Origin of the sequence: Leifsonia sp. fls2-241-R2A-40a, assembly GCF_030209575.1 — a bacterium.
Taxonomy (GTDB): domain Bacteria; phylum Actinomycetota; class Actinomycetes; order Actinomycetales; family Microbacteriaceae; genus Leifsonia.
Genome location: NZ_JARVRS010000001.1, coordinates 496,324 through 511,985, shown reverse-complemented (window position 1 = coordinate 511,985; position 15,662 = coordinate 496,324). Strand labels below are relative to the sequence as shown.

General features: G+C 70.6%; 12 protein-coding genes. 6 read left to right on the top strand and 6 right to left on the bottom strand.

The features are described from left to right. Window positions 1-39 precede the first annotated feature (39 nt). Window positions 40-1,182, top strand: a complete 1,143-nt coding sequence (locus QRN40_RS02510; RefSeq protein ID WP_285113905.1) for a 5-(carboxyamino)imidazole ribonucleotide synthase — start codon at window positions 40-42, stop codon at window positions 1,180-1,182. On the opposite strand, the gene QRN40_RS02505 is transcribed toward QRN40_RS02510, so the two are convergent. Next, a complete protein-coding gene (locus QRN40_RS02505) occupies window positions 1,179-2,537 on the bottom strand; it encodes an LCP family protein (protein ID WP_285113904.1) in 1,359 nt (452 codons plus the stop codon). The two genes, QRN40_RS02510 and QRN40_RS02505, sit on opposite strands and share 4 nt — an antisense overlap. 10 nt (window positions 2,538-2,547) lie before the next feature. Next, window positions 2,548-3,051, bottom strand: a complete 504-nt coding sequence (purE, locus tag QRN40_RS02500) for a 5-(carboxyamino)imidazole ribonucleotide mutase (RefSeq protein WP_285113903.1) — start codon at window positions 3,049-3,051, stop codon at window positions 2,548-2,550. 138 nt (window positions 3,052-3,189) lie between these two features. On the opposite strand from purE, the gene QRN40_RS02495 reads away from it, so the two are divergent. Beyond that, a complete protein-coding gene (locus QRN40_RS02495; RefSeq protein ID WP_285113902.1) occupies window positions 3,190-4,482 on the top strand; it encodes an acyltransferase family protein in 1,293 nt (430 codons plus the stop codon). On the opposite strand, the gene QRN40_RS02490 is transcribed toward QRN40_RS02495, so the two are convergent. The 4 genes from QRN40_RS02490 to rfbB form a co-directional block, all read right to left on the bottom strand. Continuing rightward, the gene (locus QRN40_RS02490; RefSeq protein ID WP_285113901.1) at window positions 4,467-5,615 is read right to left on the bottom strand and encodes a glycosyltransferase family 4 protein; all 1,149 of its coding nucleotides are present in this window, start codon (window positions 5,613-5,615) and stop codon (window positions 4,467-4,469) included. The genes QRN40_RS02495 and QRN40_RS02490 overlap by 16 nt on opposite strands. Before the next feature lie 57 nt (window positions 5,616-5,672). Further along, window positions 5,673-8,003 carry a cell wall-binding repeat-containing protein gene (locus tag QRN40_RS02485; protein WP_285113900.1) on the bottom strand — a complete coding sequence of 777 codons (2,331 nt, stop codon included), beginning with the start codon at window positions 8,001-8,003 and terminating at the stop codon, window positions 5,673-5,675. A gap of 115 nt (window positions 8,004-8,118) precedes the next feature. After that, the gene (gene rfbD / locus QRN40_RS02480; protein WP_285113899.1) at window positions 8,119-8,970 is read right to left on the bottom strand and encodes a dTDP-4-dehydrorhamnose reductase; all 852 of its coding nucleotides are present in this window, start codon (window positions 8,968-8,970) and stop codon (window positions 8,119-8,121) included. Further along, a complete protein-coding gene (rfbB, locus tag QRN40_RS02475) occupies window positions 8,970-9,959 on the bottom strand; it encodes a dTDP-glucose 4,6-dehydratase (protein WP_018190037.1) in 990 nt (329 codons plus the stop codon). The genes rfbD and rfbB overlap by 1 nt, the downstream gene beginning before the upstream one ends. A 129-nt stretch (window positions 9,960-10,088) precedes the next feature. Here rfbB and QRN40_RS02470 point away from each other — a divergent pair, with 129 nt between their 5' ends. The 4 genes from QRN40_RS02470 (at window position 10,089) to QRN40_RS02455 (ending at window position 15,623) form a co-directional block, all read left to right on the top strand. Then, entirely contained in the window at window positions 10,089-11,954 is a 1,866-nt protein-coding gene (locus QRN40_RS02470; protein ID WP_285113898.1) for a cell wall-binding repeat-containing protein, read from the top strand. Window positions 11,955-11,963: 9 nt separating this feature from the next. After that, window positions 11,964-12,587: a dTDP-4-dehydrorhamnose 3,5-epimerase family protein gene (locus tag QRN40_RS02465; protein WP_285113897.1), complete on the top strand. Its 624-nt coding sequence runs from the start codon at window positions 11,964-11,966 to the stop codon at window positions 12,585-12,587. Between the two features lie 3 nt (window positions 12,588-12,590). Beyond that, a complete protein-coding gene (gene rfbA / locus QRN40_RS02460; protein WP_285113896.1) occupies window positions 12,591-13,457 on the top strand; it encodes a glucose-1-phosphate thymidylyltransferase RfbA in 867 nt (288 codons plus the stop codon). Between the two features lie 105 nt (window positions 13,458-13,562). Then, on the top strand, window positions 13,563-15,623 hold the full coding sequence (locus QRN40_RS02455) for a cell wall-binding repeat-containing protein (protein ID WP_285113895.1): 2,061 nt from the start codon (window positions 13,563-13,565) through the stop codon (window positions 15,621-15,623). Window positions 15,624-15,662: the final 39 nt, after the last annotated feature.

Sequence of the window (15,662 nt, the reverse complement as noted above, 5' to 3'; positions counted from 1 at the left end):
CCCGGCCAGCATGAAAAGTATCAGAGGAGCGGATGGGCCATGTCTAGTCACATCGTCGGAGTGATCGGTGGCGGTCAGCTGGCCCGGATGATGATCCCCCCGGCCATCGAATTGGGCGTCGACATCCGGGTGCTCGAGGAGTCCGAGGGCATGAGCGCCGATATCGCGGCGACCGGCGTCGGCGACTACCGCGACCTGGACACCGTGCTCGCCTTCGCGGAGACGGTGGATGTGATCACGTTCGACCACGAGCATGTGCCGCAGGCGATCCTGCGGGAGCTCGTCTCGCGCGGTGTCCCCGTCCACCCCGGGCCGGATGCGCTGCTCTACGCGCAGGACAAGCTCCAGATGCGCGCGAAGCTCAGCGAGCTCGGGCTCCCGGTCCCGGACTGGGCCGCGGTGGAGTCGGCCGACGACCTGGCGGCCTTCCTCGCCGACCACGGCGGCCGGGCCGTCGTGAAGACGGCGCGCGGCGGGTACGACGGCAAGGGCGTCCGCGTGGTGTCGCACGCCAACGACGCGGACGACTGGTTCCTGGCGCTCGCCGAGGACGGCCGCGGAGGCGCGCTGCTCGTGGAAGAGCTGGTGCCGTTCCGCCGCGAGCTCGCACAGCTGGTCGCGCGCCGGCCGTCCGGCGAGGTGGCGGCCTGGCCGGTCGTGGAGACGGTGCAGCGCGACGGCGTCTGCGCCGAGGTCATCGCGCCGGCGCCCGGCTCGACCGGCCGGGTGGCCGAGATGGCCGCGGACATCGCGCGCCGGGTCGCCGACGGACTGGGTGTCACGGGCGTACTGGCCGTCGAGCTGTTCGAGACCACCGACGGTCGCGTGCTCGTCAACGAATTGGCCATGCGGCCGCACAACAGCGGCCACTGGTCCATCGAGGGAGCCGTCACCAGCCAGTTCGAGCAGCACCTGCGCGCGGTGCTCGACCTGCCGCTCGGGTCGACCGAGCCGCGCGCCGACTGGTCGGTGATGGTCAACATCCTCGGCGGCCCCGCGGAGGGCTCGCTGCAGGACCGCTACCCGGGCGCGCTCGCCGCGCATCCCGAGGCCAAGTTCCACGGCTATGGCAAGCAGCCCCGGCCGGGCCGGAAGGTCGGCCACGTGACGGTCGTCGGCGGCGAGGACGTCGACGACGTCGTGTACCGCGCCCGGGCCGCAGCGGCGTTCTTCGAGGGCTAGGAGCCCTTCGGTTTCGCGGTCGCCGGGTGGGTCGCCTGGCGCACCAGCTGCTGGATCTGTGCGTAGTCGGGGTTCGCCGGGTCGATCGTCGGCGGCACGAGCTCCAGCTGCTGCACCGGCAGCTTCCGTGTCTTCATGCCGAGGTCGACGAAGTATCCGAGCATCGACTGCGGGATGTCGGTCTTCATGACCTGCGCACCCGCCGAGGCGATGCCCTGGAACTTGGAGACGACGTTGACCGGGTTGACCTGCTTCAGGATGGCGTCCTGCAGCTCGCGCTGACGGCCCATCCGGTCGTAGTCGCTGGAGCCGTGCCGGGCGCGTGCGTACCACTGGGCGTGGTAGCCGTCGAGATGACGCTTGCCCGGCTCGATCCACTCGACGACGCCGTTGAGGTTCTCGTCTCCGCCGATCGGGATGCGGTCCTTGACGGTGATGTCCACGCCGCCGAGCGCATCCACCAGGTCGGCGAATCCCTGCATGTCGATGAGCACGTAGTACTGGATCTTCAGCCCTGTCGCCCCCTCGAGCGCATCCCGCATGGCGTCGATGCCGGGCTCGCTCTTGTTCTTCGTGGCGTTCGGGTACAGCTTCGGCTTGTAGAGCTCCACCTCGGTGTAGATCGAGTTCAGTTGGCAGACGTCGACGTCGCAGCGGTCGTCGTAGCCGTAGCCGTCGGGGTACTCCTTGTGCAGCGGCGACGAGGCCGGGAAGGGCACCGGGTCGAGGTCGCGCGGAAGGCCGATGGTGACCGCCTGGCCGGTGGAGGCGTCGACGCTGACGATCGACATGCTGTCGGGGCGCAGGCCGTCCCGGTCGGGACCGGCGTCGCCGCCCAGCAGCATGATGTTGTACCGGCCGTCGACCGGCGGCTGTGACGGGCCGGCGGAGAAGATGTCGCCGAGGGCGCCGCGAGCGGACCCGGCGACGACCGACGCGTAGCCGGCCGTCCCGGTGACGCCGACGAGGACCAGCACGGCGAAGGCGGCGATCCACCCGCGCGAGCCGGGGGCGGTGCGCACGAGCCGCACCAGCCGCAGGGTGTCGAGGGTGAGGACCACCCAGAGCACGGCGTAGAGGATGAGCAGGGTCTGCACGAGCGTCAGGCTGCCCGACTGGGTGAACAGCGTGTAGATCGCCGACGGCGCGACGAGGTACACGACGAGCGTGACGAGCGCGAGCAGCCAGAGCAGCAGGGTCGCGAGCACGCCCACCCTGCCCAGCATGCGGTTGCCGGCCACGACCTGGGCGGAGCCGGGCAGGAGCATGTTCATGGTGACCAGCCACCAGCCGCGCTTCGTCATCGTGTGCGACGAGGAGGCGTCGGGGTGGCGGAGCGGCGTTGCGATCGTCATGGCGCGGTTCTCACAGTTGGGCTTGCAGGGCCTGGTTCTTCTGCTCGACGCTCGCCTCGAGGTCGGCGGCGAAGCGCGCGAGCGCGTCGGCGAGGGAGTCGTCGGAGGTGGCGAGGATCTTCACGGCGAGCAGCCCGGCGTTGCGCGCCCCGCCGATCGAGACCGTGGCCACCGGGACCCCGGCGGGCATCTGGACGATGGACAGCAGCGAATCGAGGCCGTCGAGACGGGCGAGCGGGACGGGGACGCCGACGACCGGGAGGGTGGTCACGGCTGCGAGCATCCCGGGCAGGTGGGCCGCGCCTCCCGCTCCGGCGATGATCACGCGGATGCCGCGACCGGCCGCGTCCTTGCCGAAGGAGATCATCTTCTCGGGCGTGCGATGTGCCGACACGACCTCGACCTCGTGCGCGACGCCGAACTCGGTCAGGAGCCGGGAGGACTCCTGCATGACCGACCAGTCGGAGTCCGACCCCATGACGACGGAGACCAGTGGAGACGGGGATGCGGGCATAGCGAACATGCTAGGTGCCGCCTGGCGCCGGGCCGGTCCGCCACGCGGAGCGCGCCCAGCTGACCCCTGAACGGGTCACAGGAACTGCCCAGGGCAAGCCCGTAGCGTCGCCCCCTTATGACGGGTACAGGTGGAATCGTGGGTGAGAAGACGAAACAGACGACGGGCGGCCGGCTGGCAGCACTCGACGGTCTGCGGGGAATCGCCGCGGTGGTCGTCCTGCTGCACCATGCCATGTACACGAACCCGGACTTCCCCGGTGCGCCGGGCGGTGGCTCGGCCCCGACGGGGTCGGCGATGTGGTGGATCAGCTACACCCCGCTGAAGCTGATGACGGCCGGCGTCGAGTCGGTCGTCGTGTTCTTCGTGCTCTCGGGACTCGTGGTCACGCTGCCGGTCATCCGTCACCGCGGATTCGACTGGGTGGCCTACTTCCCGCGGCGCGCGGTGCGCCTGCTCGTCCCGGTGATGGCGTCCGTGCTGCTCGCGGCCGTCTGGGTCATGGCCATCCCGCAGCGCTCCACCCAGCCGGCCGGGAGCTGGCTCAGCAGCTCGTCGACGCCGAACTTCGGGTGGGAGTACATCCTCAAGGCCTGGGACCTCCTGGGCGGCGACGGCCAGATCAACAACCCGCTCTGGTCGCTGCGCTGGGAGCTGATCTTCTCGCTCGCGCTGCCGGTCTTCGCGGTGGCCGCGCTGGCGGTCCGTAAGTGGTGGATCGGCGGTCTTGCTGCGGCGTGCGCGATCAGCTATCTGGGCGTCCACGCCGGCTCCGGCGCGATGACCTATCTCCCAGCGTTCTTCGTCGGAGCAGTGATCGCCGTCCGGCTCGAGGCCGTGCGCAACGTCGCAGAGCGGATCAACACCCACTGGTACCGTCACCCGCTCTGGGCGGGCCTGACCGTCGGCAGCCTCCTGCTGCTGATCGCGCCGTGGCTGTTCGGCCCGGGCGTCGGCGACATCCCGGAGCTGGAGCCGGCGCTCAAGGGCCTCGTCCCGCTGGCGGCGGCGGGTCTGGTGGTCGCCGCGCTCGGCTGGAAGCCCCTGCGCGCCGTGCTCGAGACCCGGCCGATCCAGTTCACGGGGACCATCTCGTTCAGCCTGTACCTGGTGCACGTGCCGATCCTGATCTTCAGCACCTACCTGTTCGCGGAGGAGCCCTGGTACGTGGCGCTGCTGTTCGGCATCCCCGTCGCCGTGGTCGTGTCGATCGGGTTCACCTGGCTGATCGAGAAGCGCAGCCACGGCTGGTCGAAGGCCGTCGGCTCCTGGGCGTCCGAGCGGTACAGCACCTGGTTCGGCCGCGAGGAGCGCGAGGAGGAGGGACGCGACGCGTCCTCGGCTCCCCGCGAGGTCGCGCAGAAGTCCGGGCCGTCCGAGTCGCGCGACGACGCTCTCCGGCCGCAGGAGGCGGGTCAGAGATCGGCGTGAAGCTGCCAGACCCGCTCGGCGGAGTCGCGCCAGCTGAACGCCCGCGCCCGGTCTGAGGCGAGCACGCCCAATCGGGCGCGCAGTTCGGAATCGGACAGCACGCGCCCGATCGCGGCGGCAAGGCGTTCCGCGTAGGCGTCGTCGGCCTCGCCGGGCCGGGGGCGCTCGACGACGAGGCTGGCGCCTGCCGCCACCTCCACGAGGGCGGGGTCGTCCGAGTGGATGACGGGGAGCCCGAACTTGAAGGCCTCGACGATCGGGAGGCCGAAGCCCTCCGCGAGGCTCGGGAAGACGAAGACCGTCGCGCGGTCGAGCGCCACGGCGAGGTCGGCATCGTCCAGACGGCCGAGAGCGCGGACGCGGTCCTCCGGGAGGCCGGCGGCCGCGGCGACGCCGGTCGCGGACTGCTCGCCGACGCGGTCGGCCCCGGCGATCAGGAGCGGGATGCCCTGCGCCTCCGCGCGGGCGACGGCGCGGATCAACGGGGCCACGCCCTTCCGCGGCTCGACGGTGCCGATGGTGAAGGCATACCGCTCGGGCAGGCCCAACCGCGCGGCGCGCTCGTCGGCGTCCGCGGGGAGCCGCAGAGCCGTCGCGGGCGCCCCGCCGATGACACGGATCCGGTCGCCGAAGTCCAGCACCTCGCCGAGCCGGTCGGCGACGGCGTGGGTGGGGACGATGACGGCGTCGGCGTGCTTCCGTGCGCGCTTGGCCATCGCCTTCGTCCAGATCGTCCCGGTCGTGCCGAGCGCTTCGGGATGCGTCCACGCGAGGGTGTCGTGGATCGTGACGGCCACCTGCTGGTGGTGCTCCTGATGACCATGTCGCCGTAACGGGGCGAGGAGGGTCGGCGCGTGCAGGATCCCGGGCGGTCCGCCGACGGCGAGCCCGGACTGCCAGGCGAGCGCCAGCTCCCGGTGCGCCAGCGGGAGCCGGGTGACAGCCGCGACGCCGGGGAGGCGGTCGCGGACGAACTGCAGCTGCTCGTCGGTGATGTTGGAGACGACGGCCTCGACGTCGCAGTCTCGCGGAGCCGTGCGGATCAGCTGGCGGGTGAGTTCTTCCGTGTAGCGGCGGATGCCGCCCGGAGCGTCGCCGACCAACTCGTCGACGATCACTCGGAGGGTGATCATGCTGCTCCCGTCTCGTCCCCGCGTTCTGTGCGTCCTCCGTCTATGTAAGCACGATGCTCAGCAGGAGCGGAGGGTATCGATGGACGCGGCGAGCACGCTCTTGCCGCCGAGCAGCCACGCGCGTTGCACGTTCTTCGCGACGAGGTCCCTCAGGACGGAGCGGGGAACGCAGGAGCCGTTCACCGTGAAGAGCGGTGCGCCCTTGGCGGCGGCCAGGGCCGATCCGGCCAGTGCGTCGGGGAAGCCGAGTCCGCTCGCCACGTACGCCTGGGTGTACGTCGGGAACGAGGTGTTCCCGACGACCTCGGCCGTCTCGAAGCGGTCGGAGCCGGCGAGACGCGTGACGGAGATGCCCTGCTTGCCCAGGCTCGCCTGCACGCCGGGCGAGACCACGGTCGTCCCGCCGACGAGCTTCACGGTCTTAGTACCCGCCTCCGTGAGGAACGCGGCCGTGCCCGCATCCACCGCGCCCCAGCCTCCGTTGACCAGCAGCACGGGAGCGCCCTGCGCGCCCGCGGCCGCACCGGCGGCCAGCGCGTCGGGGAAGTTGGTGCCGGTCGCCACGAAGGCGGCGGGGATGGCGGAGCCGAACGCCTTGCTGGCCAGGCGCCGCGAGGTGTCGAAGCGGTCGGAGCCGGCGATCCGCTCCACCGGGGCGAGCTTCGCCAGCGCCGTCTCCACGGCGGCCGGAACGGCACTGAGGCCGCCCACGATGACGATGTGCCGGGGATGCAGCGAGGCGATCTCCGCGCGGACCGACTCCGGGAGGGTCGGACCGGTCAGCAGCAGCGGTGCCTTCTCCTTCGCGGCGGCGGGCCCCGCGCTCAGCGCATCCGGGTAGTTGAGGCCGGTCGCGACATAGACCGTGTCGGCCGTGGCCGGGTACGCCTGCTTGGCGATCGCGACGCTGGTGTCGAAGCGGTCGGACCCGGCGATGCGCTGGGTGGCGACCACGTCGCCGGTGACGGCCGGGCCGGTGGAGAAGGTTCCCCACGCCGCGCTCACCGTGTAGCTGGTCGCGCCGGCCGGCGCCCCGGCGAGCGACACCGACCACGTGCCGTTCACGATGCTGGCGGTGCGCACCGTCGTCTCGGAGGCGAGCTTGAGCTTGATGAAGTCGCCCGGGAACGCGCCGGCGACGGTCCCTGAGATGACGCCGCCGGCGGACGTCGGGAGGGAGGTGACGGTCACGGTCGCCGGGACGGACACGGCCGGCTCCCACGTCGAGGAGTATCGCGCGGTCACGCTGGAACCGCCCGTGGACGACGCCATCGGGTAGAAGGCCGTGAAGTACTGCGGGTCGGTGCACGGCAGGTCCGGACCGGCCGACACCAGGCCGACCGCGGTGCTCCCGCTGACGGCCGCCCCGCCGCTGTCGCCGTGGTCGGAGCAGGTGGTCGCGATGATCGAGTTGATCGTGCCAGGGGCGCCCTGCACGGATACGGGTTCGTCGGTGGCGAGGATGCTGCCGCAGGACCATCCTGTCGTGGAGCCGCTCTTGCAGAGGGGAGCGCCGACGACGGCAGGACCGACGCCGGTCACGGCCTGCGGCGTCCCCGCCAGGGGAGCACCGCGTCCGCCGCCCCACTTCAGCAGGGCGGGGCGGGGCGTGTGACCGGCGCTGAGGGCGATCAACGACGAGTCGGCGTCGTTGCCGAACTGGACGCTGCCGGGGACCCATCCACCCAGGGCGTTGCCGAGGGTGGCGAGGACACCGGTGACCGTGGGGGCCGTGAGGTTGATCTCGTAGAGGATCGGCGCGTCGGCGCAGTGGCCGGCGGAGAGCAGCTGCGGTGCGCCGCCGGGCAGTGCGAAGCCCGGGAAGGCTGCGGAGCAGCGCGATCCTGAGCCCCCCGGTCCGTTGCCGATGAAGTAGGGCTGGCCGCCGTACACGTCGGCCAGCGGATGCAGCGGAAGGTCGCCGAAGTCGCGCTTCGGAGCTGCGCCGACGACCGCCTCGGCCCCGGCCGCGCGTGCGAGGCCGGCGGCGTGGGCGTCGGGCGTGTAGACCGTGACCGTCGCGCCTTCGACCTGCGGCGTCACCGCGGCGCCGGTCTGCGCGCCGAGCGCGGTCGCGAGGGCTCCGGCGTCCTGGGCGGCGGCCGCGTCGGCGAGGTACTGCGCGGGCGGGATGTGCAGATCGCGCGTCACCGCTGCGGCCAGGCCGGGGTCGAGGTTCCGGGCGGACTCCTCGAACGCCTGCGCGGAGCGGGGGGAGATCTTCGGAAGCCCCTTCGGGGTCGCGTCGGCGTCGACGGTCGCACCGGGAGCGATCGGCTGCGGGGTCGGCGCGGGTGCGTCAGCCGGTGCGTCGGCCCACGCCGGCGCGGCGATGAGGAGGCCGGCGGAGACGGCGACGGTCGCGGCGAGAGCGAGTGCGCGTTTCATGGTTCCCTCGAGGACAGGCGCAGGATCGCTTACTGTCCCCGTTCCCCCACGCAGACGGTGATCGCACAAAGATATTGCCCGCTGAGGCGAGAGGGCAAACCCGACTCGCCCCGATCTACGGTGCGGCGAACAGTCCGTCCGTCGCCGCGGCCGCGAGCGCATCCTCCCAGGGACGCATCGGGGCGAGCCCCGCCGCGGTCCAGGCGTCGTGTCCGAGCACCGAGTAGGAGGGGCGCGGCGCGGGGCGCACGAAGGTGGAGCTGTCCGTCGGCGTGACGCGCTCGGGGTCGAGCCCGGCCTGGGCGAAGACCGCCCGCGCGAACCCGAACCAGGTCGTCTCGCCGGAGTTCGTGCCGTGGTAGACGCCCGCGGGCGCCTCCGCGTCGAGGAGCGCCACGATCTGGGCCGCGAGGTCGCCCGTCCACGTCGGCTGGCCGGCCTGGTCGTCGACGACGCTCACCGTCTCATGGCTGCCCGCGAGCTTCACCATGGTCTTGGCGAAGTTGGGACCGCCGGCGCCGTACAGCCAGGCCGTGCGCACGACGAAGGTGCCCTCGGGATGCGCCGCCAGCGCCAGCTCCTCGCCGGCCGCCTTCGTGCGTCCGTAGGCGTTGATCGGGTCGCGGGGGGTGTCCTCGGCGTACGGCTCCGAGGCGTGGCCGTCGAAGACGTAGTCGGTGGAGACGGTCACGAAGCGGGCTCCGTGCTCCGCGGCGGCGACGGCGAGGTTCTCCGTGCCGCGCGCGTTGATGGCGTACGCCTCGTCCTCGTGGGTCTCCGCGTCATCCACCTTGGTGTAGGCGGACGCGTTGATTACCACATCGTGGCCGGCGACCGCCGCGAGCACCGCATCCCGGTCCGTGACGTCGAGGTCGGCGCGGGTCAGCGCCGTGACCTCGCGGCCGGCGAGTGCCTTCTGCAGGTCGCGGCCGAGCATCCCGGCCGCACCGGCGATGAGGTAGCGCATCAGTTGTCGAGCGCCGCGCGGGCCTTCAGCGGCTCCCACCAGGCGCGGTTGTCGCGGTACCACTGCACCACGTCGGCCAGACCCTGCTGGAACGGGACCAGCGGCTCGTAGCCGAGCTCGGACTGGATCTTGGAGATGTCGACCGAGTACCGCAGGTCGTGGCCGAGGCGGTCGGCGACGCGGTCGACGTACGACCAGTCCTTGCCGGTCGCGTCGAGCAGCAGCTGCGTGAGCTCCTTGTTGGTGAGCTCGGTGCCGCCGCCGATGTTGTAGATCTCGCCCGCGCGCCCGTTCACGAGCACCATCGCGATGCCGCGGGTGTGGTCGTCGACGTGCAGCCAGTCGCGGATGTTGTTGCCCTCGCCGTAGAGCGGGACGTGCTTGTCGTCGATCAGGTTGGTGACGAAGAGCGGGATGACCTTCTCGGGGAAGTGGTACGGCCCGTAGTTGTTCGAGCAGCGCGTGATCGACAGGTTGAGACCGTGGGTGCGGAAGTAGCTGCGCGCGAGCAGGTCGCTCCCCGCCTTGGAGGCCGAGTACGGCGAGTTCGGCTCCAGCGGGCGGTCCTCGGCCCACGAGCCCTCGGCGATGGAGCCGTAGACCTCGTCGGTGGAGACGTGGACGAAGCGCTTCAGGTTGTTGCGCAGGGCCGCGTCGAGCAGCTGCTGCGTGCCGAGGACGTTGGTCTCGACGAAGATCGAGGCGTCGCGCACCGAACGGTCGACGTGCGACTCGGCGGCGAAGTGGACCACGGCGTCGACCGTCGGGAACAGCTCGTCGAGCAGTCCGCCGTCGCGGATGTCGCCCTTCACGAAGGTGTAGCGGGGCGAGTCGGCGACCGGCGCCAGGTTGGCGAGGTTGCCGGAGTAGGTCAGTGCGTCGAGAACGACGACCTCGGCGCCCTCGAGGCCGGGGTATGCGTCCTGCAGAGTGCGACGGACGAAGTTGGAGCCGATGAAACCGGCGCCGCCGGTGACGAGAATCTTCATGGAGTAGGGGACCTGCCTCGGGGAGTCGGAGATTTCCCGGGAGATTCTACCGGGTGGGTGGCTCGGGGGAGACATCGGGAAACGGTCAGCCCTTGCGGTCGGCTACATACGGCACGGTATGTTCGGATCATGCTCTTGGGGGGAATGCGGGCTCGGACCCGCGCATTGGTCACTGCTGTGCTCGCTGTCGCCGTGGTGGGAGGCACGCTCGCGGTCACGGCGCCCGCGTCCGCGGACGACTCGCCGAACGCCGAGGCCTACTACGCGGCGCAGGCGCGCTCGGCGGCTGCGCAGCCGAGCGACGAGCAGCAGAACCAGTACCTCGCAGAAGGCCTCGCCGGCTCGGTGCAGCCGTTCGGCGCCGCCGACGCCGACCCGTCGAAGTTCGTCGACGGCGATCTGGTGAGCGATGCGGTGTTCTACAACGGGACCGCCTGGTCCGCTGCGACGATCCAGAGCCTCCTCACCACCAAGGGTTCCGGCTGTCGCGCCACGAGCGAGGCGGTCTGCCTCAAGGACTACACGGCCACCACGCCGGCCAAGGCGGGTGGCGCTGCATGCGCGGCCCTCGCCGCCCAGACCAACGCGACGGCCGCGAAGATCTTCGCCGCCGTCGGTGCCGCCTGCGGCATCAACCCGGCCGTGCTCGTGACGATGGTGCAGAAGGAGCAGGGACTCGTCAGCACGGCAGCGCCGACCAAGTGGATGTACGACCACGCCACGGGCTGGAACTGCCCGGATGTGGGCGCCGACCCGAACTGCGACAACACGCCCACCTCGACCGGCTTCTTCAACCAGGTCTTCGGCGCGGCGTGGCAGTTCAAGCAGTACGGGATCGACTCGTCGTACTTCGACTGGTTCCCGGTGGGCAAGGTCAGCGCGGTCCGGTACAACCTCGACGCGTCCTGCGGAAGCAAGCAGGTCGCAGTGCAGAACAAAGCGACCGCGGCGCTGTACTACTACACCCCGTACACGCCGAACGCGGCCTCGCTCGCGAGCTACCCGGGTGAGGGGAACGCCTGCTCCGCCTACGGCATCCGCAACTTCTGGATGCTCTTCAACGCCTGGTACGGCTCCTCGACGGCAGGGTCGGTCCCCGCCACGACCCGCATCGCCGGCGGTGACCGGTTCGAGACGGCCGCGGCCATCTCGAAGGCCGCGTACCCGACGCCCGGCGTCAACGCCGTGTACATCGCGAACGGGCTCAACTTCCCGGACGCGCTCGCCGCGGCGCCAGCTGCCGCCAAGCTCGGAGGGCCGCTGCTGCTGGTGCAGACGACGGCCGTCCCGCAGGTGATCATGACCGAGCTGGCGCGACTGAAGCCCAAGCACATCTACGTCGCGGGCGGAGCCACCGTGATCACCCAGGCCGTGCTGCAGCGGCTCGCGACCGTCCAGCCCGCGATCACGCGGATCGGCGGGTATGACCGCTTCAACACCTCCGTGCTCATCGCCAAGAACGCCTTCGGCAGCTCGACGACCGCCTACCTCGCCTCGGGACTGGGCTTCCCGGACGCGCTGTCCGCGGGCGGAGCGGCCGGTGCGAAGTCGCAGCCGGTGCTCCTGGTGAACGGCGCGCTCGGATCCGTCGATGCAGGCACCCTGCAGGGACTGAAGGACCTCCACGTCACCACCGTGAAGCTCGTCGGCGGGACCACGATCATCTCCAACGGCTTCCAGAAGAGCCTGACGAATGCCGGCTTCTCGGTGAAGAGGCTGAGCGGGTCCGACCGTTTCGCGACCAGCATCGCGGTCAACGCTGACGCGTTCCCCTCCGCGACCAACGCCTCCTTCTTCGCCTCCGGGACCTCGTTCCCCGACGCGCTCGCCGGAGCGGCGTGGGCGGGACGGGCCGGCGGCCCGCTGCTGGTGTCGCCCGTGGGCTGCGTCTACCCCGGCGCGGCCAACCTCGCGCTCCGCTCCAAGGGGATCGTTCTGCTGGGAGGTGTGAACGCCCTGGGAGGGCCCGTGAAGGCCCTGGCGGTCTGCCAGTAGACTCTCGGGGTGCAGATCCGCGAATTGAGCATCCCCGACTCGTACGAGATCACCCCGAAGCAGCATGCCGACGACCGTGGCGTGTTCCTGGAGTGGTACCGCTTCGACCGGCTGGAGGAGGCCGTCGGCCACCGCCTCGACCTCCGTCAGGCGAACACGTCCGTGTCCCGCCGGGGCTCGGTGCGCGGCATCCACTTCGCCGACATCCCGCCGGGGCAGGCCAAGTACGTGACCGCGACGCACGGGGCGGTGCTCGACTACGTGATCGACATCCGCGTCGGCTCGCCGACGTTCGGCCAGTGGGACTCGGTGCTCCTCGACGACACCGACCGCCGGGCGATCTACCTCGCCGAGGGGCTGGGTCACTGCTTCGTCGCGCTCACCGACGATGCGACCGTCAGCTACCTGGTCACCGACGTCTACAACCCGGGTCGCGAGCACGGGATCAACCCGCTCGACGCCGAGATCGGGCTGCGCTTCCCGGATGCGGCCGGCGAACCGCTGCTCTCGCCCAAGGACACCGAGGCCCCCTCGCTCGCCGAGGCTGCGGCGAGCGGCCTCCTCCCGACCTGGGAGGACGCCCGGGCGTTCTACGCGTCGCTCGACGCATCCACCGACAACGGAGGCAACTGACCGATGCGCGGCATCATCCTCGCCGGAGGCTCCGGCACGCGACTCTGGCCGATCACCAAGGGCATCTCGAAGCAGCTGATGCCGATCTACGACAAGCCGATGGTCTACTACCCGCTGTCCACGCTGATGATGGCGGGCATCGACGAGATCCTCATCATCACGACGCCGGAGTACAACGAGCAGTTCCGCGCGCTTCTGGGCGACGGCTCGCACCTCGGCATCCGGCTCGAGTACGCCGTGCAGGAGTCGCCCGACGGCCTGGCGCAGGCGTTCATCATCGGCGAGGAGTTCATCGGCGACGAGTCGGTGGCTCTCGTGCTCGGGGACAACATCTTCCACGGGACCGGTCTCGGTTCGTCGCTGCGCAACCACAGCTCCATCGAAGGTGCTCTCATCTTCGCGTACCAGGTGAGCAACCCGACCTCGTACGGCGTCGTGGAGTTCGACGACGACTTCAAGGCGATCTCCATCGAGGAGAAGCCGGCGAATCCCAAGTCGCGGTTCGCCGTTCCGGGTCTCTACTTCTACGACAACAGCGTTGTCGAGATCGCCAAGACGATCGAGCCCAGCGCCCGCGGCGAGCTGGAGATCTCCACGGTCAACGAGCGCTACCTCGAGGCCGGACGGCTGCAGGTCCAGGTGCTCGACCGCGGCACCGCGTGGCTCGACACCGGCACCTTCGAGTCGATGATGCAGGCGTCCGAGTACGTGCGCGTGATCGAGGACCGGCAGGGCTTCAAGGTCGGCTGCATCGAGGAGATCGCCTGGCGTGCCGGCTGGATCGACGACGCCCAGCTGGAGACCCTTGCGGCGCCGCTGGTGAAGAGCGGCTACGGCTCGTACCTGCGCGCCCTCCTCCAGCAGGACTGACCTCGACGCGAGGAATGCTCAATATTCCGTCGCGATCGGCACGTTCTCACACGAAATCTGCGTCGCGACGCTGATTCTTTGCGCGCGCGGGCTAAGCTCGCTCGTGTGACGCCTTCTCGCCACCGGTTCCGCCTGCTCACCGCCGTGCTCTCGGTCCTCGCCGTCGTGCTGGTCGGTTCGCTGGCGACGGTGCCCGCTCCGGCGCAGGCGGCGAACGGCGCGGACTTCCAGCCCGGCTACATCATCAGCGACTCGAACTTCTACAACGGGAACGCGATGGACGCCGGGAGCATCCAGGGCTGGCTGAACGCGCAGGTTCCGACCTGCCGTGCGGGCTACACGTGCCTCAAGGACTACCGCGAGTCGACGTACTCGCGGGCCGGCGATGCGATGTGCGCCGCGTACGCCGGCGCAGCCAACGAATCCTCCTCCACGATCATCGCCAAGGTCGGCGCGGCGTGCGGGATCAGCCAGAAGGTGCTGCTCGTGCTGCTGGAGAAGGAGCAGAGCCTGGTCACCGACACCTGGCCGACGACCGGGCAGTACCAGAAGGCCACCGGCTTCGCCTGCCCCGACACCGGGCCCTGCGACCCCCAGACGCTCGGGTTCTACAACCAGGTGTACAAGGCCGCGTGGCAGTTCAAGCGGTACGGGAACCCGCCCGGCACGTCCAACTACTTCTCCTGGATCCCGGTCGGCCAGGTCAGCGCCATCCGCTACAGCCCGACCGCCGCGTGCGGCGCATCCAACGTGCTCGTCCGGAACACCGCGACCGCCGCCCTCTACTACTACACGCCGTATCAGCCGAATGCGGCGGCGCTCGCGAACATGTACGGCACGGGCGATGGATGCTCGGCCTACGGCAACCGCAACTTCTGGCGCCTCTACACGGACTGGTTCGGCTCGACCACCTCCGGCGTCCGCCCGATCGGCAACTACGAGTCCGCAACGCTCGGGGGCTCGACGTTCACCATCGCAGGCTGGGCGATCGACCAGTCGCTGATGCAGACGCCGCTCACCATCCGGATCACCTGGAACACGCCCGCGGGTGTCTCAACGACGTCGGTGGTCGCCAACGGCAACCGGCCCGACGTGGGCAACGCGTACCCGTTCGCTGGACCCGCCCATGGCTTCACGGCGAGCACACCGCGCGCGGGTGACGGCCAGTACTCCGCCTGCATCGTCGCCGTCGCCGCCCCGGGCAACCCGTCGGGCAACAGCGACTTCGGCTGCCGGACGGCGTTCTACTCCACCGCGCTCAGCGGAGCGCCCGCGACCACCCGCCTCCAGGGCGCTGACCGCTTCGACACCTCGGTCGCCGTCTCCAAGGCGGCGTACCCGAACCCGCGGGTTCCGGTGGTCTACATCGCGTCCGGCTTCAGCTTCGCCGACGCCATCGCCGCAGGCCCGGCGGCCGCAGCCCAGAAGGGACCGCTGCTGCTGGCCACGGGCGCGGATGTCACCGCCAACGTCCTCGCCGAGGTGAAGCGCCTGGCCCCGGCCAAGATCGTCGTCGTCGGCGGACCGAACGCGGTGTCCAACACCGCCGTCGCCAAGCTGGCGGCCGTGCAGGGCAACATCCAGCGCATCTCCGGCTCCGACCGGTTCGAGACGTCGCGGCTGCTGGCCCAGTACGCCTTCCCCGGTGTGAAGGGCGCGTACTTCGCCTCGGGGCGCAACTTCCCGGACGCGCTCTCCGCCGCCTCCGCGGCCAGCGCGAGCGGGCAGCCCGTCGTGCTCGTGACCGGCTACGGCGCGGCGGATGCGCAGACCGCCGCCTACCTCGGCACGGCCAAGCTCACCACGGCCACCGTCATCGGAGGCACGGCCGTCATCTCGCCCGCGTTCGACGCCTCGGTGAAAGCGGCCGGCGCGGCGGTGACGCGGATCGGAGGCTCCGACCGCTTCGACACCAGCCACCTGGTGAATTCGCAGAAGTTCCCGACCGCATCGACCGCCTACATCGCTTCGGGCGTCGACTTCCCGGACGCGCTGTCCGGCTCGGCCATGGCGGGGGCGGGAAAGGCGCCGCTGTTCGTCACGCAGTCGTACTGCCTGCCGCGATCGATCGGGAACGACCTGGTGAAGATGAAGACGTCGAAGGTCGTCTTCATCGGCGGTCCCACGGCTCTGTCGGCCGACGTCGCGTCGTTCAGGCCCTGCTGACCGCCCGCCGCTGACGACCGCTGACGGGCCGCCGCTGAC